Below are 26,186 nucleotides of genomic sequence, written 5' to 3' on the forward strand. Positions count from 1 at the left end.
CATCGGAGATGAAAAATCACGACGTGCAGCAGGTTTAATTGGGGGTTATTCGGCGGTAAGCCGCAGCTCAGCGTATACTGGCGGCTTACATTCAATACAAAGAGCAAGCCATGCAACTCGAACAGCCATTATCAGAAAAAGAATTTGACGAATTAGACCAATTCCTGTTGTCGGACCGCTGCTCCGAAGACGCGATGACCATGGATATGCTGCACGGCTATCTGACGGCGGTGGCCATCGGCCCGGAACCGATCATGCCGGCAGAGTGGTTGCCGCGCGTCTGGGGCGAAGATGCCGAAGATGCACCAAAATTCAAGAACAGCAAGGAAGAAGAGCGCATCGTCAACCTGATCATGCGCTTCATGAACGAAGTGCTGGTGACGTTTGAAGTCGCACCGAAGGAATTCGAGGCCCTGTTCGTCGAACACGACTACGAAGGCCAGACCCTGATCGACGCCGAAGCCTGGTGCTGGGGCTTCTGGGACGGCATGGAACTGCGTCCTGGCTCGTGGAACGAAATCTGGGATTCCGAAGTAGCCGAGCTGATGCAGCCAATCTACCTGCTGGGCGCCGACGAAATCAAGGAAGAAGAACTGAAACTGGTGGAAGACCCGGTCAAGGCGCACAAGCTGGCGCAGGAACTGGAAGCGAACCTGCCGGCCATCCACCGTTTCTGGGTACCGCGCCGCAAGGCACCCGTGCAAACCATGAAGCGCGAAGAGCCAAAAGTGGGCCGTAACGACGACTGCCCTTGTGGCAGCGGCAAGAAGTTCAAGAAATGCTGCGGCGCCGAGCCGGCAGCCGAGTAATCCAGCAGTAGCATCTCCCTCTGCGCCGGCGTCCTGCCGGCGCAGCGCTGGCGTTGGCCCAAGGGCTATAATCGCCGCATGAAACTCCCCGACCTGAACCTGCTCGTTGCCCTCGACATCCTGCTCGAGGAAGGCAGCGCCGTGGCCGCAGCGCGGCGCATGAATTTGAGCGCACCGGCCATGAGCCGCACCCTGTCGCGCATCCGCGACGCCATCGGCGACCCCGTCTTCGTGCGCTCCGGGCGCGGCCTGACGCCCACCCCGCGCGCGCTGGAATTGCGCGAGCAGGTGCGCAGCGTGGTGGAGCAGGCGCACGCCGTCTTCACTTCCGGCCGGGAAATCGACCTGCGCACGCTGGAACGTACCTTCAGCCTGTGCGCCAACGACGTATTTGTCGGCGCGTATGGCGGCAAACTGCGCGACCTGCTGGCCATCCATGCGCCGCACACGGCGCTGCGCTTCGTGCCAGAAGGCGATGGCGCCACGGAAAACGACGCCCTGCACGCGGGCCGCATCGACCTGTACATCAGCGCCCGGCGCGCCTTTGCACCAGACATCAAGCTGCAGCATCTGTTTTCCAGCAGCTTTGTCGGCATCGCCCGCAGCGACCATCCGATCTTCGACGGCCCCATCAACCTCGACAGCTTTACCGAGCACGAACATATCAGCGTCTCGCGGCGCGGCCTGGCGCGCGGCCCGTTCGACACGGCCCTGGCCGAGCGGGGCTACGCGCGCCGAGTCTCGCTGATCACGCCCAATTTTCAGTCTGCCATCTTCGCCGTCGCCGATTCGCGCCTGCTGCTGCCGCTGATGCCCGCGCCCCTGCTGCCCATCGTCGAGCGGCTGGGCTTGAAGCTACGACAGTTCCCGCTGCCCATTCCCGTCGACAATGTCGACGTGTTTCAGGCCTGGCACCCGCGCCTCGATCACGACCATGCGCACCGCTGGCTGCGCCGCATGATCAAGGAGCTGTGCGGCAGCACGCCGCCGGACGCTTAGGGTCTGAGCCCCAGCATCATTGCACCAGACGCAATTCAGACTTCATTAATTATCAATTTTCACAAGATTAACGGCTACCTATACTGCGTGGAATGATTCTCATCCACGGAGTTCCCTGTGTCCGCTGTACTGCTACCCGGCGCCGTCCCGACGGCGCCGCCTCCCCCTTCACCGCCCGCGCCCCCCGTTTTCGGCCTGCGCCTGGCCACGGGCCTGGCCGGCGTGCTGCTGGCCGTGCTGGTGTCCGGCCTGAATGAAAACATCACCAAGGTCGCGCTGGCCGATATCCGCGGCGCCATGGGCATCGCGCGCGACGACGCCAGCTGGCTCGTCGCCCTGTATGCGGCCGCCTCGGTGTCGGCCATGGCGTTTGCGCCGTGGTGCTCCGTCACCTTCTCGCTGCGCCGCCTGACGGCCACCGCCATCCTCGTCTGCATGGCCGCCGGCCTGCTATGCCCGTTCGCACCGAACTTGTCCGTGCTGATGTTCCTGCGCGTGGTGCAGGGCGCGGCCGGCGGCGCCCTGCCGCCCATGCTGATGACGGTGGCGCTGCGCTTCCTGCCGCCGAATATCAAGCTGTATGGCCTGGGCGGCTATGCGCTGAGCGCCACCTTTGGCCCGAGCCTGGGCACGCCGCTGGCGGCCTTCTGGGCCGAGTACCTGGGCTGGCAATGGGCCTTCTGGCAAGTCGTCCCGGGCAGCATCGTCGCTCTGCTAATGGTGTCCTGGGGCTTGCCGCAAGACCCGCTGCGCCTGGAGCGCTTCCGCCAGTTCGACTGGCGCGGCCTGCTGCTTGGCCTGCCCGCCATCAGCATGCTGGTGGTCGGCATGCTGCAGGGCGAGCGCCTGGCATGGTTCGCCTCGCCGCTGATCTGCGTGCTGCTGGGGGGCGGTCTCCTGCTGCTGGTGCTGTTTTTCATCAACGAGTGGTCGCATCCGCTGCCGTTCTTCAAACTGCAGCTGCTGTCGCGGCGCAACCTCAGCCACGCCCTGCTGACCCTGGGCGGCGTGCTGTTCGTGCTGCTGGCCGTAATCCTGATTCCCTCGTCCTACCTGGCGCAGGTGCACGCCTATCGCCCGCTGCAAACGGCGCCCGTGATGCTGATGGTGGCGCTGCCGCAGTTGATCGCCCTGCCGCTGGTGGCCGCCCTGTGCAATATCCGCGCGGTCGACTGCCGCTGGGTACTGGCCATCGGCCTGGCCCTGCTGGCCCTGTCCTGCGTGCTCGGAGCGCGCATGTCGCCGGACTGGATACGCACGCATTTCTACCTGCTGCAAGCGGTACAGATCTTTGCGCAACCCATGGCCGTGATCCCCTTGCTGCTGCTGGCCACCACGGGCCTGGCGCCGCAGGATGGCCCATTCGCCTCGGCCTGGTTCAACACCATCAAGGGCATGTCGGCCGTCGTCGCCACCGGCGTGCTCGATGCGCTGATCACGCGCCGCAATCATTTCCATTCGACGGTGCTCAGCGAGCGCCTGGGCAACCTGCCGACCGCCGTGGACGTACCGGGTTTGGCACAGCGCATGCATGCGCAAGTCGTCACCCTGACCTCGTCCGACCTGTACCTCACCGTGGCCATGATCGCGCTGGCCATGATCCTGATCATTCCCATCCTGCCGACGCGCGTCTATCCGCCGCGCGCCGCTTGAGTTTTCATTTTTACGAAAGAGCCTCACCATGAATGTCCCCATCCTGCGCTCGCGCGCTTTTATCCTCGGCCTGGCCCTGCTGGCCTGCGCCCTCGCCTTTTGCGCCTGGCAAATGCTATTCGCCCATGGCGATGAACAAAGCACCGACGACGCCTTTGTCAGCGCCGACTACACCGTACTGTCCCCCAAGGTGGGGGGCATCGTGCGGGAAGTGCTGGTGGAAGACAACCAGACTGTCACGGCGGGTGATCTGCTGGCGCGCATCGACGACCGCGACTACCAGGCCGCCGCCGCCTCGGCCCGCGCCGAAGTAGCCGGCGCCGAGGCGCAGCTGGACCATGCCCGCTCCACCTTGCAGCGCCAGCAATCGGTGATCGAACAAGCCACCACCCTGGTCGACGCCAACCAGGCGGAAGACAAACTGGCGCAGCAGGAACTGGCCCGTTCGCAGCATCTGGCCGGCCAGGGCGCGGGGAGCGTGCAGAACGCGCAGCAGGCGCAATCGCGCTTCGACGTGAGCCGCGCACGCCTGGCGCAAAACCGCGCCGCCCTGGTTTCCACCCGCAAGCAGACGGAAATTTTGCAAGCGCAGCAAGGCGCGGCAGAAGCGGCCCTGCTGCGCGCCCACGCCAGCCTGCAACGGGCCGAACTTGATTTGTCGCATACGCAGCTGCGCGCCCCCATCGACGGCATCGTGGGACGCCGTGCCGTGCGCGTCGGCGCCCTGGTAACTCCCGGCGCCAGCCTGATGGCCGTGGTGCCCTTGAACCGCAGCTTCGTCGTCGCCAACCTGCAGGAAACTCAGCTGACCCACGTGCGCCAGGGCCAGCCCGCCAGCATCGCCGTCGACGCCTATCCGGGCGTGCTCCTGCACGGCACGGTGCACAGCATCGCGCCCGCCACAGGCGTGACGTTTGCCGCCATCGCGCCGGAAAACGCCACCGGCAATTTCACCAAGGTGGTGCAGCGCATCCCCGTCAGGATCGCGCTCGATCCCGGCCAGGATGGCGAACATCGCCTGCGCGTGGGCATGTCGGCCGAAGTGCGCATCGATACGGCCGTGCGCCGCCAACAGCTGCAACAGGTGAGCGCACGATGAAAGCACTGGTACTCATCACGGCCCTGGGCCTGGCCGGCTGCGGCAGCGTCGGCACCGACTTCCAGCGCCCGCACAACGATCTGGGACAGCAATGGCGCCAGGCGGAGGATGCCCGTTTCACCGCAAGGCAGGATGGCGCCATCGAGCAGCGCTGGTGGGACAGCTTTGGCGATACCACCCTGTCGTCCTTGCTGCAGCGCGCCGCCGGCGCCAACCTCGACGTGCTGGCGGCAAGCAGCCGGCTGCAACAAAGCCGCGCCGCGCGCGGCGTGGCCGGTGCCGCGCAAAGCCCATCCCTGGGCGCGAATGGCAGCTATGGCCGCGCGCGTAACAGTGCACAAGGCTTGAGCGACCCGTCGCGCAACGACGGCCAATCCGCCTACAGCCTGTGGCAAAGCAATCTCGATGCAGCCTGGGAGCTGGACCTGTGGGGCCGCGTGCGGCGCGAAGTGGAAGCGGCCGACGCCAGGGTCGAGGTGGCCCTGGAAACGCAACGCGGCGTGCTGCTGGCCGTGCTGGCCGAAACGGCGCGCGACTACATCGAGTTGCGCGGCGCGCAGCAGACGCTGGCCATCACGCAGCAGCTGCTCGATATCGCCCGCCATACCCTAGACCTGACCCGCATCCGCCTGCAGGAAGGCGCGGCGACTCAGCTCGACGAGGCCGAGGCGGCGGCCCACGTGGCCACCATCGAAGCGCGCCTGCCGCCGCTGCAGCAGCGCGAAGCGCGCCTGGGCAATGCCCTCGCCCTCTTGCTGGCGCTGCCGCCGCAGTCCCTGCAGGCGGAACTGGCGGCGGGCAAGGGCATTCCCACAGTGGCCATGCAGGTGCAGCTGGGTGTGCCGAGCAGCCTGGCCGGGCGGCGCCCCGACATCCGCCGCGCCGAAGCGCAGCTGCACGCGGCCACGGCCGCCATCGGCGTGGCGCAAGGCGATTTTTATCCGCGCATCACGCTCTCGGGCAGCATCGGCTTGCAAGCGATGCAGCTGTCCGACATCGGCTGGGACGCCAAGCGCTTTGCCTTCGGCCCCGGCTTCAGCGTGCCCCTGTTCGACGGCGGCCGCCTGCGCGGCAATCTGCAATTGCGCGAGGCGCAGCAGCAGGAAGCGGCCATCGCCTACCGCCAGACGGTGCTGGCCGCCTGGCACGAAGTGGAAGATGCGCTATCTGGCTACCAGGCCAACGCCCGCCGCCAGGCTAGCCTCGATGAAGCCGTCAAGCAGGGACGGCGGGCGCTGGGCAGCGCGGAACTGCAGTACCGCCAGGGCGGCACGGACTTGATCAACGTGCTGCATGTGCAAAACACTTTATTGAACAACGAAGCGGCGCTGGTCGACAGCCACGCCACCGCTTCGCTGTCGCTGGTCCAGGTCTACAAGGCGCTGGGCGGCGGCTGGCAAGCATTTTCAACCACCTCGCAAGGAAGCATGCCATGAAACCGAATCCCGCACACTTTTCCATCCACGACGTCAGCGACTTTCCCATCGTGCGCTTTCGCCCTGAAACGGCCGTCACCGGCTATGCTCCGCTGTGGGAAAACGACATGGACGCCCTGCTGCGCCATGGTGTACCGTTCGTCATGCTGTTCGAAGAGGAACGCAGCGACGAAGCGCACATCGACCGCAAGCGGCGCGGCCTGTGGCTCAAGCACAACAAGGTAGCGCTGGCCGCCCTTTGCCGGGGCCTGGTGTCAGTCGAGGCGGACGCGGAACAACGCGCGCGCCTGCAGGCGATGACGGCGGGCGCCATGAAAGCCTTTGGTATCGTGCAGGAAGTGGCGGCCACGCGCGAACAGGCCGAGGCCCTGATGGTGTGGCTGCTGGGCAGCGGCCAGATGGCGCGGCCGCGCGCGGCGGACGTCTGGTGAATCAGGCGGCCCTGCGGACCGCGCTTCTGGCAGGGATGACGCACACGTCGCCATCGCTGTTGGTCGCCGTCGTCAGGGCGATGCCGTACAGCGCGGCAAGGGCCGGCACGGCGCCGGCACCGCTGGCGAGATCGGCGACCAGCTGGCCCGAGCGCACCAGCAGCAGCCGCTCGAAGCCCAGCAAGGCATGATTGATGTCGTGCAGGATGGCGACGACGGCGTGGCCGCGCGCGGCACAGAACTGCTGCAGGCTATCGAGCAGATCGAACTGCAGACCGGGATCGAGCGCCGCCAGCGGTTCGTCGACCAGTATCAAGCCATCCTGCACATCCCACATCTGCGCGAAGATGCGCGCCAGCTGCACCCTGGCCTGTTCGCCGCCGGACAGGGTGTCCAAACGGCGGCCCAGCAGATGCGCGGCATGCGCCAGGGCGGCCGCGTCCTGCACGATCCGCTCCAGTTGCGGGTCGGCCAGGCGCGCCACCCGCCCCAGGCCGATCACCAGCTCGCACTGCAATCCGAAGGCCACGTTCGAACCTTGCGGCAGGACGGCCCGGCGCAGCGCCAGTTCGGCCAGCGGCCACTGCGCCAGCGGCCGGCCCGCGAACGCCACCTGGCCCGCCTGCGGACGCAGTTCGCGCGCCAGCAGTTTGAGCAGGGTCGACTTGCCCGCGCCGCTGGGACCGAGGATGGCGATGCGCTCGCCGGCATGTACCTGCACATTGAAGGGACCGAAGTACTGCTGGCCCAGTTGCGTGGTGGCGAAAGAGAGTTCCAGCAGGGGCGTCATGCTTATCCTTTCAGGTGCTGCTGTGGCGGAAGCGCCGCAACAGCATCAGGAAAAATGGCCCGCCCAGCAAGGCCGTGAAAATACCGACGGGGACTTCCGCGGGAATGGCGACCGTGCGCGCCAGCGTGTCGCCCAACAGCAGCAGCAAGCCGCCCATCAGCATGCCCAGCGGCAGCACGCGGCGCTGGTCGGCCCCCATCCATGTGCGCACCAGGTGCGGCGCGATCAGGCCGATGAAGCCGATGCCGCCGCACCAGGCGACGGCAAAACCCGTCAGCACGGCCACCAGCACAATCACCTGTGTGCGCAACCGGCCCACGTCGATGCCCACGTGCAGCGCCTGCGCTTCGCCCAGCGCCAGTGCATTGAGTGAACGCATCAGGAAACGCGTGGCCCACAGCGCGCAGGCCAGCACCAGCAGCAAGGCCGCTACCTGGCGCCAGCTGCCGGCCGACAGCGAGCCGAGGGTCCAGAAAGTCAGGGTGCGTAACTGGTCGTCGCTGGCCAGGTAAATGCACAGGCCCATGACAGCCACCGTGATGGCGTTCAGCGCCACGCCCGTCAGCAGCAGGCCGACGATGGAACCGGGCGTGGCCCAGCGGGCGACCCTGTCGAGCAGCACGCAAATGAGCATGGCGCCGGCAAACGCGGCGGCCGGTAATAGCCATACGCGCAACTCGGGCGCCACGTGCAGGCTGGCCGCGAAGACGATGGTGGCCGCGCCCGCGCAGGCGGCGCCGCTGCTCACGCCCAGCAGCCCCGGGTCGGCCAGCGGATTGCGAAACAGCCCTTGCGTCAAGCCGCCGGCCAGCGCCAGCGCGGCGCCGATCAAGATGGAGAACAGGGCGCGCGGCAGGCGGATATGCCACAGCACATAGGCGCCGCCGGACTGCGCCGCGTCGCCAGATTGAAACGGCGCCAGCCAGTCTGCCAGGGTCACCGGCACGGCACCTGCCTGCACGGCGGCGAGCAAACCGCAAGCCAGTGCGGCGGCCAGCAGCCCGCCTGCGCTCCAGCGTGGCCAGCGCCACGGAGCAACGGACACCACGGAGGCCACGTTCATGCGGCCATGGCTTGCGCGACGGCCGCGTCCAGGTCGGCCAGCGCCTGCGGCATGCGCGGGCCAAAGCCCAGCAGCAGCATGGCTTCCAGCGAGACGATGCGGTGCTTGCGGCCGGCCGGCGTCTGCGCCAGCCCTGGCAGTTTCAATATGCCATCCACGCCGCCCGAGGCCTTCAGCCCTTGGTCCGTGACGAGGACGAGGTCGGGCCGCGCGGCGATCACGGCTTCGGGCGTGAGCGGCTTGTAGCCGGAGAATCCACCCTGCCCGCCCATCACGTTGACGGCGCCCGCATACGCCAGCATGGCGTCGGCGCCCGTCTCGCGCCCACCCACCATCACCTGGTTGGGCGCATGGGCGAGGATGAACAATACGCGCACGGGCGCGTGGCTGCGCTGGCCCACCTTGGCCAGGGCGCCGTTCCACTGCTGTTGCAAGGCTTGCGCCAGGCGCGCGGCGGGGTCAGTACGTCCCGTGATCTGGCCCACCTGTTTTACCCGTGCGAGCGAGCCTTCGAATTTGTTATTTGCGTTCAGCACCGCCACCGGCACGCCCGCGTCGCGCACCTGGCGCAGCACCGCTTGCGGCCCCGCTTCCTCGGTGGCGATCAGCTGCGTGGGCGCCAGCGACAGCACGCCTTCGACCGACAGGGTGCGCGCGTAACCAACCTGCGGCAGTTGTTGCGCCACTGCCGGATACAGCGAGGTGGTATCGACGCCCACCAGTTCGCCCTGCGCCTCGAGCGCATAGATGATTTCCGTCAGGGCGCCGCCGACGCTGACGATGCGCCGCGCCTTGATAATCGGCTTGGCCGCGTCGCTGACGGCGGCCAGCACCTGCATCGGCGCTGCCAGCGCCAGCGCTCCCGCGCCCATTTTTTTCAGCGCGATGCGGCGCGCCACGCTGGCGGCGATCATGCGGCGCATAGTTCGCCCTCCTGCGCCACTCTTTCGACGATATGGCGCCATTCGCACAACTCATGCACGCCCGGCTTGCGTTCGCCGAAAAACATGACGATGGTGTCGCCCTTGGCATCGAACAGTTCCACGGACGTCACCAGACCATCGACGGTCGGTTTTTTCACCACCCAGGCGCTGGCGATCTGGTCGTCGCGCAAATGCAGGTTGAAGCGCGTGTCGAGGACGTTGATCCATGGCCCCATCACGGCGATCTTGTGCACGGGGCCAGAATGGATCTGGATCATGCCGGCATTGCCGACGAAAGCCATGATGGACACTTTTTCGAGGGCTGCGCTATTGAGCAGGTCAAGCACGCAGGATTTGTCGATCTGCTGCACGAAGCGCGCTTCGGCCAGGCGCAGGCCCTGCAGGCGCGAGACCGAGTATTTTTTCAGCACGGTGAAAAAATCATGCGTGTCGCGCAAGTCGGCCCAGGCGGCGCGAAAACCGGCCACGTCGATCTGCGCGTCGGGCAATTCCGCCGGCGGCGGCGCCGCCGCCGTCACGGCGATGCCTGCCGCCTGGTCCGCGTCCGCAAAGCGCGCCACCAGCGCATCGTAAGCGGCCAGGTCGCTTTGCGGCTTGAGGAAAATCTTGTGCACAGCATGGCCGGCCGCATCGAAAAATTGCAGGCTGCGCTGCACTTCTTGCTCTCCCATCTCGCGTACGGCAAAGCCATGCGCCCAGTGGCGGTAAAACACGCGCAAGTCGATGTCGCCACCGAGCACCAGGCCCACGTGGTTGTTGTGGCTGGCCTTGCGGTAGACGCCCGTCTTTTCATGCACGCATGAGGCGTTGCGCGTCAGCGCCATGACTTCGCCCAGCGGTTCCAGGGCGGCAATGATGGCGGGCCAGTCGGCCTGCAGGCGCTCGGCACCCAGCAAGGCGCCATCGGCCAGCGACAGGCCAGCATGCGCGGCAATCATCTCGCCTTCGGAAATGCCCAGGTCCTCGGCGATGTCGCGGTGGCGGGCTTTTTTCTCACGGCGCAGGCGGGCAAATTCACTGGTGACCAGCTCGGTATTGCAAATGGGGAAGGTGCTCGACACGGTGTCTCCTTTCAAGGCGAACACTGGCTGGCAGGGGCTGGCTGGTGGTGGTGGAATCTTGAAATCAATTATAAATGAGAATCATTCGCAATCAAGACTTATTTATGTTCAAAATTTCCGCGCAAAAAAAGCGCCGCGACAGGAAACCCGTCGCGGCGCCAAAGGAGACCGATCGATACAGCCGATCAGTTCAGGAAAAAAGTTCAGGCGCTCGCCTGCACGGCCGGCATGGCCGCCACCTTGGGCGAGGGCCGCTGCGCCAGCAAGACCACGGCGGCCAGTACCATGGCGCCGCCCAGCAATTGCGTGCCGCTGACGGATTCCTTCAGCAAAGTCACGCCGAACGCCATCGTGATGACAGGTTCAAAGGTGGAAATGATGGAGGCCTTGGCCGCGCCGATTTGCGCCACGCCGGCAAAGAAGGCGGCAATCGCGATGGCCGTCGAGAACAGGGCGATGGCGCTGACGGCCAGCCAGCCCGTCGCCGTGCCCGGCAAGGACACGCCTTGCCACAACGCAATCGCAGTATTCGACAGGCCAGCCGTGCCCAGGATCACCACGCAAGCGGCCAATGGGTGAATATTCTCGCGGCTTTTCGACAGGCTGTTGCCAAATAGGATGTACACGGCGTACACGCCGGCCGCCATCAATGCCAGGGTGATGCCGATGGGCTGCCCCTGCAGCTTGCCACCCAGGGTGATGGCCATGCCGGCAATCGCCAGCGCCATCAGCACCAGCATGCGGCGGTCCAGCTTTTCCCAGCCCAGCGCCAGCGCGAGGATGGTCACCAACACGGGATACACGTACAGCAACATGCCGCACAGGCCGCTGCTGGCATACATCAGGGCATTGAAATAGCCTTGCGACTGGGCCGTGTACATCAGGCCCATCAGCATGTAGCCGGCCAGCAAGCGGCCGCGTGGCAAGCGCCAGCCGCCCAGCCACACCAGCGGCAGCAGCAACATGGCGGCGATGACGAAACGCAAGGCCAGCATGGTCGACGGGTTGACCCCGGACGCATATGCCGCCTTGGCAAACACAGCGGAACTGCCGAAACCGGCGGCCGACAGCAACACCAGCGCAACAGCGCGGCGATCAGACATGACTAACCTCTTTGAGTACACCTGGGCAAACCTGCTGCGCATCGCGACGGTTTTCCCAGGCGTTGTAAATATAAATGCCAGGTAAGGCTGGGGAAGATTCATGCGTGAATCATATTGCGGGTCACTTCACGCATAGCCGGCATCATATTCGCTTGCGCAAAATGAAACAAACCAATATTCTTAACGGATAGGCTCAATATTACTTAGCCTCAACGAGAAGGCTCCCCCGCATGTCACGTCCTTTGCCACCGCTCGCCGCCCTGCATGCCTTCGAGGCGGCCGCCCGCCATGAAGGTTTCCAGCGCGCGGGCGAAGAATTGCATGTCTCGGCCGGCGCCATCGGCCATCACGTGAAACAGCTGGAAGCGTGGCTGGGCGTGGTGCTGTTCCAGCGCCTGCCGCGCGGCGTGGTGCTCACCAGCGCCGGCCAGCGCTATGCGGCCTCGCTGGGCCCCATCCTCAACCAGCTGGCCGATGTGTCCGAGCAGGCGCGGCGCCAGGGCGATGACAAGGTGGTGACGGTGACTGCCACCAGCTCGCTTGTCTCGCGCTGGCTGATGCCGCGCCTGGGCCGGCTGCGCGACCGCTATCCGCAGATCGAACTGCGCGTGCTGGCGTCGATGCACCCGGTCGACCTGGTGCGCGATGGCGTGGACGTGGCCATCCGCCTGGGGCCGGGCCGCTATCCGGGCCTCAAAGTCGATTTATTGATGGAAGAATGGTTTTCCGCCGTCTGCAGCCCCGGCTTTCGCGCCAACGCGGCCAGCCTGCGCCAGCCCGCCGACCTGCTGCGCTATCCGCTGCTGCACGACGAGCCGGAAGTACACCTGCCCGGCGAAATCGACTGGACGCGCTGGCTGCACAGCTGCGGCGTGCATTACAGCGGCAATAGCGGCAACAGCGGCGCGCGCTTCTCGCACACGTATTTATGCCTGGACGCGGCCGCCAGCGGCCAGGGCGTGGCCATCGCCGCCAGCCCGCTGATCGGCGACGATCTGCGCTCGGGCCGCCTGGTGCGCGTATTCGAACACGCGGTGCGCGGCCCCCACTGCTATTACCTGCTGCGCTCACCCCAGGCGGAAACGCGCCCCCTCGTGCACGCATTCTGCGAATGGCTGATCGCCGAGGCGCGCGCCGACCAGGAAACCGTCTGGCCCACCGTGGAGACAGCATGACGAACAGGGAACTGGCGCGCAGCGCCCAATTTATTGTCCAGCATGAATATGAAGAGGCCAGCGTGACGGCGGCCGATGGCCGGCAAACCAGCCTGGGGGAATTCTATGGCGACCCGGCCGTGGCCCTGATCGACATCAATGAGCGATGGTGTGCTGTGGCAGGCGAGGGATTGATGCTGTGTCGGCTGGAACAGCCGTTCGGGCAGTGCGTGGAATATTACCGCCAGCCAGGCGACGTGCGCTGGATCACGGCTTTACGGCAAACGGGACCGTTTGCGCTGGAGTGGCAGGATGAGGGTGGCGATTGGCACAGCCTTGTCTTTGAGGCGGCGGATGTGTCGGGTTACGCGCCAGGGCGCTAACCCGACCTACGCCAGCGGCGCTGAATGGCTCGTAGGTCGGCTTAGCGCGCAGCGCGTAAGCCGACAACACCATTACAGTTTAATAAAGTGCTCGCGGTAATATTTCAGTTCTTCGATCGACTCCAGGATATCGGCCAGTGCCGTGTGCTTCTGGTGTTTCTTGAAACCGGTGGCGATTTCCGGCTTCCAGCGCTTGCACAACTCTTTCAGCGTCGATACGTCAACATTGCGATAGTGGAAGAACGCTTCCAGCTTCGGCATGCCGCGCACCATGAAGCGGCGGTCCTGGCCGATGGTGTTGCCGCACATGGGCGACTTGCCTGCCGGCACGTATTTCTTCAGGAACGCGATCAGTTCCGCCTCCGCCTGCGCTTCCGTCACGGTCGACGCCTTCACCTTGTCGATCAGGCCGGAGCGGCCGTGCGTGCCCTTGTTCCAGGCATCCATCTTGTTCAGGGTTTCATCCGACTGGTGAATCACGAACACGGGGCCTTCGGCCAGCAGGTTCAAATGCATATCCGTCACCACCACCGCCACCTCGATGATGCGGTCGGTATCGGGTTCCAGGCCCGTCATTTCCATGTCGACCCAGACCAGATTCATCTCATTTGGACGTGCCGGCACCGCAGGTGCTGGGGTGGATGCAGAGGTGGGTGCAGTTAAGTCGGTCGCTTGTGACATAATTCTCTCTTGGCCTAATCAAACTAAATAATCAGCCATTTTCTCACAGGCACAGAATGTATTCACTCGCGTTTTCGATTTTGTTTGTATCCGTCCTCGTTTTGACCCTCGCAGTGCGCTTCTGGCTCGCTTCGCGGCAGATTCGCCACGTGCTGGCCCACCGCTCTGCAGTCCCACCCGAATTCGTGGAAAAGATCCCGCTGGCCGCCCACCAGAAGGCGGCCGACTACACGGTGGCCAAGACCAAGTTCGGCGTGCTAACCCTGCTGATCAACTATGCCGTGCTGATCGGTTTTACTTTGCTGGGCGGCTTGCAATGGCTGGCGCTATACCTGAATGAATGGATGGGAGCGGGTTCGCCCATGCTGTACCAGATTGGCCTGATCGCCGCCTTTGCCGCCATTTCCGGCCTGATCGACCTGCCTTTCGATTACTACCGCCAATTTGTGCTAGAACAACGTTTCGGCTTCAACACCATGGCACGCAAGCTGTTCTTTACTGACATGCTCAAGGGCGTGGGTCTGGGAGCCGTCATCGGCCTGCCCCTGATCTGGGTCGTGCTGACCCTGATGGCCAAGTCGGGCGACCTGTGGTGGCTGTATGCATGGTTCGTCTGGAGCGGCTTCCAGTTGCTGATGATGGTGTTGTTTCCCACCGTCATCGCCCCCCTGTTTAACAAATTCACGCCGCTGGCCGATGACTCCTTGAAAAGCCGCATCGAAGGCTTGATGCAGCGCGTGGGTTTCGCCTCGAAAGGCTTGTTCGTCATGGATGGCTCGAAGCGCAGCGCCCACGGCAATGCGTATTTCTCGGGTTTTGGCGCCAACAAGCGCATTGTCTTCTTCGACACCCTGCTGTCGCGCCTGGCGCCGCAGGAAATCGAAGCCGTGCTGGCGCATGAACTGGGCCATTTCAAGCTCAAGCACATCGTCAAGCGCATCGCCATGATGTTCGTCATCTCGCTGGGCTTTCTGGCCCTGCTGGGCTTCCTGAAGACGCAGCCGTGGTTTTACGCGGGCCTGGGCATCGATCCCGTCGCCCTGGCGCTGACGGGCCAGCCGACGGACGCGCTGGCCCTGCTGCTATTCATGTTGGCCTTGCCCGTTTTCACTTTCCTGCTGGGACCGCTGACGTCGCTCAGCTCGCGCAAGCACGAATTCGAAGCCGACGCCTTTGCCGCCACGCACACGCAGGCCGACGACCTGGTCTCGGCCCTCGTGAAAATGTATGAAGACAATGCGTCGACCCTGACGCCCGACCCGCTGCACTCGGCCTTCTATGACTCACACCCGCCGGCCAGCGTGCGCATCCGCCACCTGAAAGGGGCTTCCACATGAATACGCCATCGACTTCGCAAGGCCTGACCCAACTGTCCTGCGCGCCGCGCCAGCAGGCGCTGGGCGACACCGACATCGCCACCCTGCATGCCCTGCTGCCCCAGTGGACCTTGCAAAATGGCAAGCTGTGCCGCGACTTCGGCTTCAAGAATTACTACCAGACCCTGGCGTTCGTGAACGCCCTGGCCTATATGACACACACGCAAGACCACCATCCGGAGCTCATCATTACTTATAAAACCTGCACCGTGCGCTACGACACGCACTCGGTCAACCAGGGCGCCGGCGGCCTGTCCGAAAACGACTTCATCTGCGCCGCCAAGGCTGACCTCATCTACCAGAGCAGCCAGGTGGCCCCATGAGCGAAGGCAAGTTAACTGGCGTCATCATCGCCGCCCACGGCCGCCATTACCTGGCCGACGTGGATGGCGCCAAGCTGCAATGCGTAACGCGCGGCAAGAAAACCAATGTGGCCGTGGGCGACATCGTGCACCTGACGCGCACGTCCAACGACCAGGCCGTCATCGACCGCATCGAGGAGCGCAAGACCCTGCTGTACCGCTCGGACCAGTACAAATCGAAATTGCTGGCGGCCAATTTGACGCAACTGTTCATCGTCGTCGCGACGGAACCGGGCTTCGCCGACGACCTGATCTCGCGCTCGCTGGTGGCGGCCGACGCGGCAGGCATCGAGGCGCGCATCATCCTGAATAAAACGGACGTGACGGCCTCGCTGGACAGAGCCCGCGAACGCCTGCTGCCGTATTCTTCGATGGGCTATCCCGTCGATGAAGTGTCGGCGCGCGCCGAACCGGAGCACGCCGTGGCCACCCTGGCACCGCTACTGGCGGGCCAGTCGTCTATCCTCATCGGCCAGTCGGGCATGGGCAAGTCGTCGCTGATCAACCTGCTGGTGCCCGATGCGGACATCGCCGTGCGCGAAATCTCGGCCGCGCTCGACACGGGCAAGCACACGACGACCTTTACGCGCCTGTACAAACTCGATGAACTGGGTGTCAACAGTTCCATCATCGATTCGCCCGGCTTCCAGGAATTCGGCCTGTACCACCTGTCCGAAGGCATGCTGGAGCGGGCCTTCCGCGAATTCCAGCCTTACCTGGGCGGTTGCAAGTTCTACAACTGCCGCCACCTGATCGAGCCGCAGTGCGCCATCCTGCAAGCCTTGTCTGAAGGCAAAATCTCCAGAATGCGCCATACCCTGTATGGCCAGCTGCTGCACGAATCGGCCCAGACCCTCTACTGACCGCCGCCGGTCGCGTCCGCCATGGTGTGGCGGCGCGACCATGCAAATTTAATACCAGCCACAGCTCGACCGGAAAAATTAAATTCCGTTGCACAGCCAGCTTTCCGCGTTTAATCCCAAAAACCATCCGCCACCGTTTTTATGCAGTTCAGCGCACGAAACCGGCATTTCATCACCGTCTGCTGGTGATGGCGATGGGCATTTGCTACCTTGACATCAGTCCCTGCAGGAAACCTGGCAGAGATCATCCGGTCCAAATCCTATCCTCAACCCTGATTGAAGGTGAATGTCATGCATACCCCACGTCTTTTCCCGTTTGCCGCCGCCGCACTGTTGTCGCTAGCCAGCGCCAGCGCCCTGGCGCAAGCGACCCCGCAACATGCCGACAGCGTACGCGTTACCGTCAGTTCGCCGCACAGCGTCACCGCGCAGGAAGCGCTGGAAATCGAGCAACAGTACCTGCTGTCGAATCAGCAGATCCTCGTGGTGCGCGAACAGAACCAGCATTTCTACGGCCGCCTGAGCGACAAGAACGGACGCCACGACAAGGCGGAAGTCGAAATCTTTCCCCAGGCGCCAGGCCTGTTCGTCACACGACGCGGAGCCACCTTTGCTTTCAGTAATGCTGGCGAGCACGTGGTGATCGACGATGCCCAGTATCTGCCGGGACTGCGCATGCCCGCCGACAGCCGCACGGCCATGCGGCTCGAAGGCGCGCATTCGGTGCGGCTCGTCTCGCGCTAGACTATCCCCATGCGGCAGCGGCAGCCGCCCCGTGCAGGCCTGCGCGCGCGAAATCTGCCTGCCACACTGGACAATTGCTCCCCAATGCAGCTTACAATGCAGTGACATATGGCCTGGCGCCCGCAGGCCATCACCACTGTTTTGCGGGGAGATTTGTCGAATGGAAATGTTCGCGCTCGAGCATGAAATAGCGCAGTGGGAAAGCGAGCTGCCGTCGCTGCGCGACGCCGGGCGCGTACCGCACTTGCTGTTGCTGTCCTGGCATCTGCGGCAACGCGACTGCCTGCGCGCCAGCCAGCTCGGCGAGGAAGCCCGCGTGCTGCTGCCGCTGGCCGGCTTGGACTCCGCCGCGCTGGAACAGGCGCAGGCGCGCTTGCAACTGGTGCAGGCGGAACTCGAGTGGCTACATGGCGAACTGGATGTTGCCGAGAAACACGCCTGGGCGGCGCACGCCATCCTGTGTGCGCACGGCAACGGTGCTGGCTGCGCCGACGCCCACTGGCTGCTCTCGTCGATCGCGGTTGACCGGGGCGACCATGCCCGCTGCGACGCCGAATTGCTGGCGGCGGCGGAGCAGGCGCGCAGCGCCGGCGATGCGATGCGTGCCAGCCTGGCCAACGCGGCCATGGCGCGCTGGGCCGTCTTGCGCGATGCGCCAGCCGCCCAGGCACGCTGGGGCAGGCACTTCCAGGCTGACAGCGCCAGCGGCAAGCTGCCAGCGCCGCTGGCAGCCTGGGTGCATGACTTCCGCGGCTTGCTGGCGCACAAATCGCGCGACCTGGGCGCGGCCGCCGGCCACTACATGCAAAGCTATGAGGCGGCGCTGGAAAGCGGGCAACTGCGCGGCGCGATCACGGCCGCCATCAATATCGGCGACTGTTTCTCCAGCCTCAACGACAACGAATCGGCCCTCGAATGGATGCAGTGCGCGCTGGACCTGGCGCGCCCCACCGGCTGGCCGCGCAGCATCGGCGCCTGCCAGACGCATACGGCCGAAACCATGCGCAAGCTGGGACGCCTGGCCACCGCCGAAGGCTTGCTGCGCGAAGCGCTGCACATCCTGGCCCCCGTGTCGGGCGCACGCACGTATGCCAACGCGCTGTTCCACCTGGGCGAACTGAGCCTGGACAAGGGCGACTACGACACGGCGCTCGACGCCTTCAGCCGGCTGGCGCAACGCGCCGAAGCGCTGGGCCAGGCCGATTTTCGCAGCATGGCCCAGCGCGGTAGCGCCCACGCACTGTCCTATCTGGACCGCCCGGACGAAGCGCTGCAGGCGGCCGAGCGGGCGCGGCAGCTGGCCACGGCGCAGGGCGACGCCATGCACCAGGTGGCGGCGCTGCGCGTCTTGTCCATGCTGCATGCGCGCCATGAGCTGCCGCCGCCGGCAGACATGCAAGAACGCAATCCAGCCCTGCATTTCCTGCACCAGGCGCTGCAGGTAGCCTGTTCCATTGAAGGCTATTCGCCGCCCGGCGAACTGCTCGATGCGCTGGCGCGCGAATACGCGCATGCGGGCGACTATGCGCGCGCCTACGATATTGCCCTCGATGCGGGCGTGGCGCGCGAAAAAAGCCACACCCAGCAAGCCGCCAACCGCGCCACCGCCATGCAGGTCTACCACCAGACCGAACATGCGCGCTCGGAAGGCTATCATCACCGCGAACTGGCCGCCTCCGAAGCACGCCGCGCCGAAGTATTGCAACAGACCAGCGACACCCTGGAACGGCTGTCGGCCATCGGCCAGGAAATCACCACCCACCTCGACGCCAGCGCCGTGTTCCAGGTACTCGATCGCCACGTGCATGCCTTGCTGCCAGTCAACACCTTCGCCGTCTACATGCTCGATGCGTCGGGCACGGCGCTGCGCCGCGCGCACGGCATGGAAGCGGGCCGGCCCCTGTCCGACAACGCCATTCCCCTGAGCAATCCGCGCGCCTACTCCGTGCGCTGCCTGCTGGAGCGGCGCGAAGTGTATATCGACCAGGTGCCGCCCAAGCGCCACGCCTACACCGTGCCGGGCACCCTGCATAACCAGAGCGTGCTGTATGTGCCCTTGACGGTGGGCGAGCGCGTGCTGGGCGTGATGACGGTGCAGGCTTGCCATGCCCATGCCTACGGCGAACGCGAGCGGCTGATCTTCCGCACCCTGTGCGCGTATGGCGCCATCGCACTCGACAATGCCAGCGCCTACCGGCAGCTGCAAGATGCCCAGGCGCAACTGGTGTCGCAGGAAAAACTCGCCGCCCTGGGTTCCCTGATGGCGGGCGTGGCGCATGAACTTAATACGCCCATCGGCAACAGTCTGTTGATCGCCAGCACCATGCAGCAAAAGACGGAAGACATGGAACGCCTGATGAACGGTCCGGGCCTGCGCCGCTCCGACCTGTCCGCCTACATCGAGGATGCGGCCAAGGCATCGGCGCTGGTGATGCGCGGCCTGCACAGCGCGGCCGACCTGGTCAACAGCTTCAAGCAGGTGGCCGTCGACCGCACCACCGAACAGCGGCGCCAGTTTGACCTGCAACAGGTGAGCAATGAAATCATCGCCACCGTCATGAACCGCATCCGCAGCTCGGGCCACCGCATCGAGACGGACATCGATTTCGGCATCGCCATGGACAGCTATCCGGGTCCGTTAGGCCAGGTGATCACCAATCTGATCAACAACGCCCTGCTGCACGCCTTCGCCCCCGCGCCCAACGATGGTGCCGCCGGCACGGGCTGCATGCGCCTGTCCGCCACGCTCGATGGGGCGCGCGTGCAGATCGTCTTTGCCGACAATGGCGGCGGCATCGCAGAACAGCATCTGTCGCGCATCTTCGACCCCTTCTTTACGACCAAGCTGGGCCAGGGCGGCAGCGGCCTGGGATTGTCGATCAGCTACAACATCGTCACGGCCCTGCTGGGCGGCACCATTCAGGTGGCCAGCAGCCGCACCGGCACGCGCTTCACGCTCGAGCTGCCCCTGGTGGCGCCGCAGATCGATGCGGCCACCCCGGCCAACATATATTGAGCCGGCAAGATCCAGGCTGGACGCGGCCACTTGTCTACACAAGTCCCCGTCCGACCAGTCTTTCCAATCTAAAAGCAAAACCCTTATAATTGAATAGCTGGAGTCCCTGCCATTGCATGATTTACAACTTGGCAAACCGCATCGACCCGCGCGACAAACAGACACGGGCACCGATCAACACAGCAGCGCGCCGGGCGAGGCAGTCATCAGACGAGATGTTATACGCTGATGCAACCCGGCGGGAAAGGCACGCCGCCGGCGGCCTGCGCATCTTCAAGTGGTCATTATGTCGATAAAAAAACCGATCAAGCACTACCTCCAGTTCTCCGATTTCACGTTGGAAGAGTACGAATATGTGATCGAACGCGCCCATCTGATCAAGCGCAAGTTCAAGAATTACGAAATCTACCATCCACTGATCGACCGCACCCTGGTGATGGTCTTTGAAAAGAACTCCACCCGCACGCGACTGTCGTTCGAAGCCGGCATGCACCAGCTGGGCGGTGCCGCCATCTACCTGAACACGCGCGACTCCCAGCTGGGCCGCGGCGAGCCAGTGGAAGATGCGGGCCAGGTCATGTCGCGCATGTGCGACATCATCATGGTGCGCACCTTCGGCCAGGAAATCATCGAGCGTTTCGCCGCCAACTCGCGCGTGCCGGTGATCAATGGCCTGACCAATGAACACCACCCGTGCCAGGTGTTTGCCGACATCTTCACCTACATCGAACACCGCGGCTCAATCGCTGGCAAGGTCGTTGCCTGGATCGGCGACGCCAACAACATGCTGTACTCATGGCTGCAGGCGGCCGAAGTGTTCGGCTTCCACGTCAATGTGTCGACGCCAAAAGGCTACGACATCGACCTGTCGCAAGTCAAAACCGAGCGCTACACGTTCTTCGCCAACCCTTCCGACGCCTGCGAGGGCGCGCACCTGGTCAACACGGACGTGTGGACCAGCATGGGCTACGAAGCGGAAAACGCGGCCCGTATTGCCGCCTTCGACGGCTGGATCGTCGATGGCGCGAAGATGGCCCGCGCCGCGCCCGACGCCCTGTTCATGCACTGCCTGCCCGCCCACCGCGGCGAGGAAGTGGCCGCCGAAGTGATCGACGGCCCGCAATCGGTGGTGTGGGACGAGGCGGAAAACCGTCTGCACGTGCAAAAAGCGCTGATCGAGTACCTGTTACTGGGTAAAATCAACTAATTCGCCAGGTGCATATATTCTGGCAGCATCGCAATACATACATCGACAACGACAACTGGAAGCAATATGAGCGACATTAAAAAAGTAGTCCTGGCCTATTCCGGCGGACTCGACACCTCCGTCATCCTGAAATGGCTGCAAGATAACTACCAGTGCGAAATCGTCACCTTCACGGCCGACCTGGGCCAGGGCGAAGAACTGGAACCGGCGCGCGCCAAGGCCATCAAATTCGGCATCAAGCCGGAAAACATCCATATCGAAGACGTACGCGAAGAATTCGTGCGCGATTTCGTCTTCCCGATGTTCCGCGCCAACACCGTGTATGAAGGCGAATACCTGCTGGGCACCTCGATCGCCCGTCCGCTGATCGCCAAGCGCCTGATCGAAATCGCCAACGCCACCGGCGCCGACGCCATCTCGCACGGCGCCACCGGCAAGGGCAATGACCAGGTGCGTTTCGAACTGGGCGCCTACGCCCTGAAGCCAGGCGTGAAAATCATCGCCCCATGGCGCGAGTGGGATTTGCTGTCGCGTGAAAAACTGCTGAAGTACGCGGAAGACGCCGGCATCGAAATCGACATGAAGCACAAGAACGGCGGCGCGCCGTACTCGATGGACGCCAACTTGCTGCACATCAGCTTTGAAGGCCGCCACCTGGAAAACCCCAGCGCCGAAGCGGAAGAAACCATGTGGCGCTGGACCGTCAGCCCTGAAAACGCGCCGGACGAAGCGGAATACCTGGACATCGAATATGAAAAAGGCGATATCGTCGCGATCAACGGCGTGCGCATGTCGCCCGCCACCGTGCTGGCCGAACTGAACAAAGTTGGCGGCAAGCATGGCGTGGGACGCCTGGACCTGGTGGAAAACCGCTACGTCGGCATGAAATCGCGCGGCTGCTATGAAACCCCGGGCGGCACCATCATGCTGAAAGCCCACCGCGCCATCGAATCGATCACCCTGGACCGCGAAGTGGCCCATCTGAAAGATGATTTGATGCCGCGCTACGCGTCGATGATCTACAACGGCTACTGGTGGGCGCCTGAGCGCGTTGCCCTGCAAACCCTGATCGACCACACGCAGGAAACCGTGAACGGCTGGGTACGCATCAAGCTGTACAAGGGCAATGTCATCGTCGTCTCGCGCGATTCGAAGACGGACTCGCTGTTCGACATGAACATCGCCACCTTCGACGAAGACGGCGGCGCCTACAACCAGGCCGACGCCGGCGGCTTCATCAAGCTGAACGCCTTGCGCATGCGCATCGCCGCCATCGCCCGCGAAAAGCGCGGCCAGAAGTAATCCCCGGCCGGGAGGCAACCCCTCCCGCGCCCGCCGAAAGCCGCCTACGGGCGGCTTTTTTTCATCTGGAGCACTCCCGGCCACGATTTACGGACTTGCACGCCCCGCCATCCCCCCCATTTTGCTGTCCTCATGGCAAAATGCTACATTGCAATTATGCCGACCGTCCCGCTTCCGGAGCCCTGCCATGTTCAAAGACCTGCGTATCAAGAATAAACTGTACCTGGGCTTCGGCTCGATCGTGGCCATCATCCTGATCCTGCTGGGCGTGGCCTACAACAGTTTTTCGCGCCTCTCGGAAGCCAATGCATGGGACCGGCACACGATGGACGTGCTGGTCGAAATCGATAAAATTCACAATTCCATCCTGCAAATCCAGGTGGAAGTGCGCGGTTTCATTCTCACCGGCAACGAAGCCTCGCTGAACCCGGAAACGGACGAGATGGCGGTGCTGTCGCAGCACACGCAAAAAGCCATCAGCATGACGGTCGACAACAAGGTGCAGTCGGAACGCTTCCGCAAGATCGACGCGCTGACCAGCACCTGGGTCAAGGAGTGGATCAATCCCCTGATCGAAAAGCGCCGCGCGCTGGGCAATGGCCCGGGCGCCACGGAAGCGGTGGCGCGCACCATGCCGCCTACCGGATACCCAGCCGTCGCACAGGCCAACAAGCTGCTCGACGAAGTCGCTGCCGAGGAAAGCCGCTTGCTGGCCGAACGCACGGCCACCACGGCGAAATTGCAGGAAACCATGCTGCTGACCCTGGCGCTGGGCGGCTTGCTGTGCGTCGTGCTGGCGCTGGGCATTTCCTACCTGCTGGGCCGTTCCATCCTCGGTCCGCTGAACAACCTGACGGATGCCGTCGGGCGCATCGCCGGCGGCGAGCAAAACGCGCGCGCCGCCATCCTCTCGCGCGACGAGCTGGGCAAGGTGACGGAAGAATTCAACCGCATGGCGCAAACCATCCAGGACAACCAGTCCAATGAACTGGCCGCCACGAACACCTTGCGCGCCAAGGTCGATTCGCTGCTGGAAGTGGTGTCGAAGGCGGCCTCGGGCGACCTGACGGGCAAGGTCAGCATCACGGGCAGCGACGCCATCGGCCAGCTGGGCAACGGCCTGGCGAAGATGTTCGAGAACCTGCGCAGCCTGCTCAACAATGTGCAAAAGGCCGGCATCCAGGTCACGACGTCCGCCACTGAAATCGCCGCCTCGGCGCGCCAGCAGGAAGCCACGGGCATTGAGCAAGCGCAAACCAGCGTGGAAATTCTCAGCACCACCAAGGAAATCTCGGCCAATACGAGCCAGTTGCTGAAAACCATGGAAGACGCGACCGCCGTGGCCGATTACACGACGAATGCCACGGCCGAAGCACAGAATAACCTCAAGCGCATGGATTCGACCATGCAGCATATGGTATCGGCCACCGATTCCATCAACGCCAAGCTGGCCGCCCTGTCGGAAAAGGCCAGCAATATCAATAGCGTACTGATCACCATCACGAAGGTGGCCGACCAGACCAATATCCTGTCGCTGAACGCCGCCATCGAGGCGGAAAAAGCGGGCGAGGCGGGCCGCGGCTTCTCCGTGGTGGCGACCGAAATCCGCCGCCTGGCTGATCAAACCTCCGTCTCCACCTGGGATATCGAGCAAATGCTCAAGGAAATGCAGTCGGCCGTATCGGCCAGCGTGATGGGCATGGATAAATTCTCGGAGGAAATTCGCCGCAGCGTAGGCGAAGTACGGCAAGTGGCCGAACAGCTGTCGTCCGTGATGGACCAGGTGCAAAAGCTCACGCCGCAATTTGATGCCGTGCTGCAAGGCATGCAGTCGCAAGCGATAGGCGCGTCGCAGATTTCCGACACCATGATGCAGCTCAACGATGCCACCCAGCAGACGGTGGAGTCCTTAAAAGCCACCAGCGAGGCGGTGCACCAGCTGCAATATGCGGCGGGCGACCTGCAGTCGAGCGTCTCGACCTTCGCCGTGAACATCTGATCCCATGAAAGTGCTGCTCTTTCACATCGGACGCGACCGCTACGGCCTGCCCCTGGCAGGCATCGTGCGCGTGCTGCCGCTGCTGGAGCTGAAACAATTGCCGCTCACGCCAGACTATGTGGCCGGCCTGATGGACTTGCACGGCAAGCCCGTGCCCGTGATCGATCTGTCGCGCCTGGCCGGGCTGCCAGCTGCTGCCGCGCAGTTTGACACGCGCATCATCATCGTCGACTACCGCGCACCTGGCGGCGCCACGCATGCGCTGGGCCTGCTGGCTTCGCAGGTGCGCGGGATCGCCGACATCGACACGCAACAGCTTGAAGACAGCGGCGTGGCGACGGTGCCCTTCCTGGGCCAGGTGGCCAGCGACGCCGACGGTATCGTGCAGCTGGTCGAGTTGGCACAACTGCTGCCGCCCGACGTGCGTGCGCTGCTGTTTCAAGATGCGAGCACGGCATGACGGCACAAGCCCTGCTGCGCCGCGCGACCGGCCTGTCCGTCTCCAAAGCCGTGGCCGAACGGGCCGTGGGCCAGCGCATGGAGCAGACGGGCTTCAGCGATAGCGTAGCCTATCTGCAGGCGCTCACGCCGGCCGAAATGACGCAGCTGATCGAACTGGTGGTGGTGCCCGAATCGTGGCTGTTCCGCGACCCGCAGGCGTTTTACGCTACCGTCGAACTGGTGCAGGAACGCTGGGCACGGGGGCGCGCCACGCGCATCCTGTCGATTCCCTGCGCGGGTGGAGAGGAACCCTATTCGATGGCCATGGCATTGCGCGATGGCGGCGTGCCGAAACAGGCGTTCAGCATCGACGCCTATGACCTGAGCCCCGGCTGCATCGAGCGGGCGCAGGCGGGCGTGTATGGCCGCAACGCCTTCCGCGCGCAGGACGTGGCCTTCCGCGAACGCTATTTCACGCACGTTGCCGACGATGCCTACCGCATCATTGACGCCTTGCGCGATCAGGTAAGCTTCAGGCAGGGCAACCTGCTGCAGTTCGATACCGCCACCTACAGCCGCCATTACGACGTCATCTTCTGCCGCAATCTGCTGATCTATTTTGACAAGCCGACCACGCGCGCGGCCATCCATAAGCTGTCGGCCCTGCTGGCCGACGACGGCATGCTGCTGGCCGGCTACGCGGAAGTGCCCTCGTTCTGCCAGAACGGCTTTGCGACGCTGCAGTTCCGCCAGGCCTTCGCCCTGAAGAAGGAAACGGCGGCGCCGGCGGCCCCCTTCCAGGCGGTACCGCTTCCGGCCGCGCGTACCCTGCGCAGCGTGCCGCCCGCACCGAGGCGCGCAGCCGCTCCCGCCCCGCCCATCACACAGGAGGCGCCGCGCACGCGCCCCGTGTCCGCACCATCGCACCAGCCGGCGCAGGCCGCCCACGCCGACTTGCTGGCCGAAGCACGCCTGCTGGCCGACCGTGGCCAGTTGCGCGAAGCCGGTGAAAAATGCCACGCCCACCTGGCCCGCGTACCCGAAGCATCGGAAGCGTATTTCATGCTGGGCATGATCAATGAACTGGCGGGCAAGACGGACCTGGCCGACGACTACTGGCGCCGCTGCATCTATTTGCAGCCGGATCATTACGAGGCGCTGTGCCATCTGGCCCTGCTGGCCGAGCGCAACGGTAACCACACGGCTGCCACCACCCTGAAGGCGCGCGCGGCGCGCATCTACCAGCGCCGCCAGGCGTCCAACTAAGGGG

24 protein-coding genes are annotated in these 26,186 nt (G+C 64.2%); 18 read left to right on the forward strand and 6 right to left on the reverse strand.

Annotated features, from left to right (window positions below):
- Positions 1–110: 110 nt before the first annotated feature.
- The 6 genes from C8C89_RS24155 to C8C89_RS24180 all read left to right on the forward strand — a co-directional run bounded on the left by C8C89_RS24155 (position 111) and on the right by C8C89_RS24180 (position 6,427).
- Positions 111–809, forward strand: coding sequence for a UPF0149 family protein (locus C8C89_RS24155; RefSeq protein ID WP_077401213.1), 699 nt, complete (start codon positions 111–113; stop codon positions 807–809).
- Positions 810–887: 78 nt separating this feature from the next.
- Complete coding sequence (locus tag C8C89_RS24160; RefSeq protein ID WP_133993016.1) at positions 888–1,808, forward strand: LysR family transcriptional regulator; 921 nt, start codon at positions 888–890, stop codon at positions 1,806–1,808.
- Between the two features lie 117 nt (positions 1,809–1,925).
- The gene (locus C8C89_RS24165; protein ID WP_133993018.1) at positions 1,926–3,461 is read left to right on the forward strand and encodes an MFS transporter; all 1,536 of its coding nucleotides are present in this window, start codon (positions 1,926–1,928) and stop codon (positions 3,459–3,461) included.
- 28 nt (positions 3,462–3,489) lie between these two features.
- Entirely contained in the window at positions 3,490–4,560 is a 1,071-nt protein-coding gene (locus C8C89_RS24170; protein ID WP_133993020.1) for an HlyD family secretion protein, read from the forward strand.
- Positions 4,557–5,996 carry an efflux transporter outer membrane subunit gene (locus tag C8C89_RS24175; RefSeq protein WP_133993022.1) on the forward strand — a complete coding sequence of 480 codons (1,440 nt, stop codon included), beginning with the start codon at positions 4,557–4,559 and terminating at the stop codon, positions 5,994–5,996. Before C8C89_RS24170 ends, C8C89_RS24175 begins: the two co-directional genes overlap by 4 nt.
- The gene (locus tag C8C89_RS24180) at positions 5,993–6,427 is read left to right on the forward strand and encodes a hypothetical protein (protein ID WP_208327752.1); all 435 of its coding nucleotides are present in this window, start codon (positions 5,993–5,995) and stop codon (positions 6,425–6,427) included. The genes C8C89_RS24175 and C8C89_RS24180 overlap by 4 nt, the downstream gene beginning before the upstream one ends.
- Position 6,428: 1 nt before the next feature.
- Here C8C89_RS24180 and C8C89_RS24185 read toward each other — a convergent pair whose 3' ends face one another.
- The 5 genes from C8C89_RS24185 to C8C89_RS24205 all read right to left on the reverse strand — a co-directional run bounded on the left by C8C89_RS24185 (position 6,429) and on the right by C8C89_RS24205 (position 11,388).
- Positions 6,429–7,217 (reverse strand): ATP-binding cassette domain-containing protein, encoded by a 789-nt coding sequence (locus C8C89_RS24185; RefSeq protein ID WP_133993024.1) that lies wholly within the window; start codon positions 7,215–7,217, stop codon positions 6,429–6,431.
- Between the two features lie 10 nt (positions 7,218–7,227).
- Positions 7,228–8,280 (reverse strand): iron ABC transporter permease, encoded by a 1,053-nt coding sequence (locus tag C8C89_RS24190; RefSeq protein WP_133993026.1) that lies wholly within the window; start codon positions 8,278–8,280, stop codon positions 7,228–7,230.
- Entirely contained in the window at positions 8,277–9,203 is a 927-nt protein-coding gene (locus tag C8C89_RS24195; RefSeq protein WP_133993028.1) for a helical backbone metal receptor, read from the reverse strand. The genes C8C89_RS24190 and C8C89_RS24195 overlap by 4 nt, the downstream gene beginning before the upstream one ends.
- Positions 9,191–10,285: a ChuX/HutX family heme-like substrate-binding protein gene (locus C8C89_RS24200; protein WP_208327753.1), complete on the reverse strand. Its 1,095-nt coding sequence runs from the start codon at positions 10,283–10,285 to the stop codon at positions 9,191–9,193. The genes C8C89_RS24195 and C8C89_RS24200 overlap by 13 nt, the downstream gene beginning before the upstream one ends.
- 203 nt (positions 10,286–10,488) lie before the next feature.
- Positions 10,489–11,388, reverse strand: coding sequence for a DMT family transporter (locus C8C89_RS24205; protein WP_133993030.1), 900 nt, complete (start codon positions 11,386–11,388; stop codon positions 10,489–10,491).
- Between the two features lie 230 nt (positions 11,389–11,618).
- Between C8C89_RS24205 and gcvA the strand changes: the two genes are divergently transcribed.
- Complete coding sequence (gene gcvA, locus C8C89_RS24210; protein WP_133993032.1) at positions 11,619–12,563, forward strand: transcriptional regulator GcvA; 945 nt, start codon at positions 11,619–11,621, stop codon at positions 12,561–12,563.
- A complete protein-coding gene (locus C8C89_RS24215; protein ID WP_133993034.1) occupies positions 12,560–12,925 on the forward strand; it encodes a hypothetical protein in 366 nt (121 codons plus the stop codon). The genes gcvA and C8C89_RS24215 overlap by 4 nt, the downstream gene beginning before the upstream one ends.
- Before the next feature lie 72 nt (positions 12,926–12,997).
- Here C8C89_RS24215 and orn read toward each other — a convergent pair whose 3' ends face one another.
- Entirely contained in the window at positions 12,998–13,606 is a 609-nt protein-coding gene (orn, locus tag C8C89_RS24220) for an oligoribonuclease (RefSeq protein ID WP_180338396.1), read from the reverse strand.
- Between the two features lie 56 nt (positions 13,607–13,662).
- On the opposite strand from orn, the gene C8C89_RS24225 reads away from it, so the two are divergent.
- The 10 genes from C8C89_RS24225 (at position 13,663) to C8C89_RS24270 (ending at position 26,182) form a co-directional block, all read left to right on the forward strand.
- Positions 13,663–14,943 carry a M48 family metallopeptidase gene (locus C8C89_RS24225; protein WP_101480247.1) on the forward strand — a complete coding sequence of 427 codons (1,281 nt, stop codon included), beginning with the start codon at positions 13,663–13,665 and terminating at the stop codon, positions 14,941–14,943.
- On the forward strand, positions 14,940–15,305 hold the full coding sequence (locus tag C8C89_RS24230) for a 4a-hydroxytetrahydrobiopterin dehydratase (RefSeq protein ID WP_101480246.1): 366 nt from the start codon (positions 14,940–14,942) through the stop codon (positions 15,303–15,305). Before C8C89_RS24225 ends, C8C89_RS24230 begins: the two co-directional genes overlap by 4 nt.
- Positions 15,302–16,207, forward strand: coding sequence for a ribosome small subunit-dependent GTPase A (rsgA, locus tag C8C89_RS24235; protein ID WP_133993036.1), 906 nt, complete (start codon positions 15,302–15,304; stop codon positions 16,205–16,207). Before C8C89_RS24230 ends, rsgA begins: the two co-directional genes overlap by 4 nt.
- Before the next feature lie 291 nt (positions 16,208–16,498).
- Entirely contained in the window at positions 16,499–16,951 is a 453-nt protein-coding gene (locus C8C89_RS24240) for a hypothetical protein (protein WP_101480244.1), read from the forward strand.
- A gap of 160 nt (positions 16,952–17,111) precedes the next feature.
- Complete coding sequence (locus tag C8C89_RS24245) at positions 17,112–19,967, forward strand: ATP-binding protein (RefSeq protein WP_133993038.1); 2,856 nt, start codon at positions 17,112–17,114, stop codon at positions 19,965–19,967.
- A 286-nt stretch (positions 19,968–20,253) separates the two neighbouring features.
- Positions 20,254–21,174: an ornithine carbamoyltransferase gene (gene argF / locus C8C89_RS24250; protein ID WP_101480242.1), complete on the forward strand. Its 921-nt coding sequence runs from the start codon at positions 20,254–20,256 to the stop codon at positions 21,172–21,174.
- Between the two features lie 66 nt (positions 21,175–21,240).
- Positions 21,241–22,476 carry an argininosuccinate synthase gene (locus tag C8C89_RS24255; protein ID WP_035825961.1) on the forward strand — a complete coding sequence of 412 codons (1,236 nt, stop codon included), beginning with the start codon at positions 21,241–21,243 and terminating at the stop codon, positions 22,474–22,476.
- Positions 22,477–22,663: 187 nt separating this feature from the next.
- Complete coding sequence (locus tag C8C89_RS24260) at positions 22,664–24,475, forward strand: methyl-accepting chemotaxis protein (protein ID WP_101480241.1); 1,812 nt, start codon at positions 22,664–22,666, stop codon at positions 24,473–24,475.
- A gap of 4 nt (positions 24,476–24,479) precedes the next feature.
- Positions 24,480–24,935, forward strand: coding sequence for a chemotaxis protein CheW (locus C8C89_RS24265; protein WP_133993040.1), 456 nt, complete (start codon positions 24,480–24,482; stop codon positions 24,933–24,935).
- Positions 24,932–26,182 carry a protein-glutamate O-methyltransferase CheR gene (locus tag C8C89_RS24270; RefSeq protein WP_133993042.1) on the forward strand — a complete coding sequence of 417 codons (1,251 nt, stop codon included), beginning with the start codon at positions 24,932–24,934 and terminating at the stop codon, positions 26,180–26,182. Before C8C89_RS24265 ends, C8C89_RS24270 begins: the two co-directional genes overlap by 4 nt.
- Positions 26,183–26,186: the final 4 nt, after the last annotated feature.

The organism is Janthinobacterium sp. 75 (assembly GCF_004365495.1).
In the GTDB taxonomy this organism is placed as follows: Bacteria; Pseudomonadota; Gammaproteobacteria; order Burkholderiales; family Burkholderiaceae_D; genus Janthinobacterium.

What these genes read in the sequence shown, in the direction of transcription:
- C8C89_RS24155 (WP_077401213.1), top strand. Translation starts at nt 111, where the DNA reads ATGCAACTCGAACAGCCATTATCAGAAAAAGAATTTGACGAATTAGAC.
- C8C89_RS24160 (WP_133993016.1), top strand. Translation starts at nt 888, where the DNA reads ATGAAACTCCCCGACCTGAACCTGCTCGTTGCCCTCGACATCCTGCTC.
- C8C89_RS24170 (WP_133993020.1), top strand. Translation starts at nt 3,490, where the DNA reads ATGAATGTCCCCATCCTGCGCTCGCGCGCTTTTATCCTCGGCCTGGCC.
- C8C89_RS24175 (WP_133993022.1), top strand. Translation starts at nt 4,557, where the DNA reads ATGAAAGCACTGGTACTCATCACGGCCCTGGGCCTGGCCGGCTGCGGC.
- C8C89_RS24180 (WP_208327752.1), top strand. Translation starts at nt 5,993, where the DNA reads ATGAAACCGAATCCCGCACACTTTTCCATCCACGACGTCAGCGACTTT.
- C8C89_RS24185 (WP_133993024.1), bottom strand. Translation starts at nt 7,217, where the DNA reads ATGACGCCCCTGCTGGAACTCTCTTTCGCCACCACGCAACTGGGCCAG.
- C8C89_RS24190 (WP_133993026.1), bottom strand. Translation starts at nt 8,280, where the DNA reads ATGAACGTGGCCTCCGTGGTGTCCGTTGCTCCGTGGCGCTGGCCACGC.
- C8C89_RS24195 (WP_133993028.1), bottom strand. Translation starts at nt 9,203, where the DNA reads ATGCGCCGCATGATCGCCGCCAGCGTGGCGCGCCGCATCGCGCTGAAA.
- C8C89_RS24205 (WP_133993030.1), bottom strand. Translation starts at nt 11,388, where the DNA reads ATGTCTGATCGCCGCGCTGTTGCGCTGGTGTTGCTGTCGGCCGCCGGT.
- gcvA (WP_133993032.1), top strand. Translation starts at nt 11,619, where the DNA reads ATGTCACGTCCTTTGCCACCGCTCGCCGCCCTGCATGCCTTCGAGGCG.
- C8C89_RS24215 (WP_133993034.1), top strand. Translation starts at nt 12,560, where the DNA reads ATGACGAACAGGGAACTGGCGCGCAGCGCCCAATTTATTGTCCAGCAT.
- orn (WP_180338396.1), bottom strand. Translation starts at nt 13,606, where the DNA reads ATGTCACAAGCGACCGACTTAACTGCACCCACCTCTGCATCCACCCCA.
- C8C89_RS24225 (WP_101480247.1), top strand. Translation starts at nt 13,663, where the DNA reads ATGTATTCACTCGCGTTTTCGATTTTGTTTGTATCCGTCCTCGTTTTG.
- C8C89_RS24230 (WP_101480246.1), top strand. Translation starts at nt 14,940, where the DNA reads ATGAATACGCCATCGACTTCGCAAGGCCTGACCCAACTGTCCTGCGCG.
- rsgA (WP_133993036.1), top strand. Translation starts at nt 15,302, where the DNA reads ATGAGCGAAGGCAAGTTAACTGGCGTCATCATCGCCGCCCACGGCCGC.
- C8C89_RS24240 (WP_101480244.1), top strand. Translation starts at nt 16,499, where the DNA reads ATGCATACCCCACGTCTTTTCCCGTTTGCCGCCGCCGCACTGTTGTCG.
- C8C89_RS24245 (WP_133993038.1), top strand. Translation starts at nt 17,112, where the DNA reads ATGGAAATGTTCGCGCTCGAGCATGAAATAGCGCAGTGGGAAAGCGAG.
- argF (WP_101480242.1), top strand. Translation starts at nt 20,254, where the DNA reads ATGTCGATAAAAAAACCGATCAAGCACTACCTCCAGTTCTCCGATTTC.
- C8C89_RS24255 (WP_035825961.1), top strand. Translation starts at nt 21,241, where the DNA reads ATGAGCGACATTAAAAAAGTAGTCCTGGCCTATTCCGGCGGACTCGAC.
- C8C89_RS24260 (WP_101480241.1), top strand. Translation starts at nt 22,664, where the DNA reads ATGTTCAAAGACCTGCGTATCAAGAATAAACTGTACCTGGGCTTCGGC.
- C8C89_RS24265 (WP_133993040.1), top strand. Translation starts at nt 24,480, where the DNA reads ATGAAAGTGCTGCTCTTTCACATCGGACGCGACCGCTACGGCCTGCCC.
- C8C89_RS24270 (WP_133993042.1), top strand. Translation starts at nt 24,932, where the DNA reads ATGACGGCACAAGCCCTGCTGCGCCGCGCGACCGGCCTGTCCGTCTCC.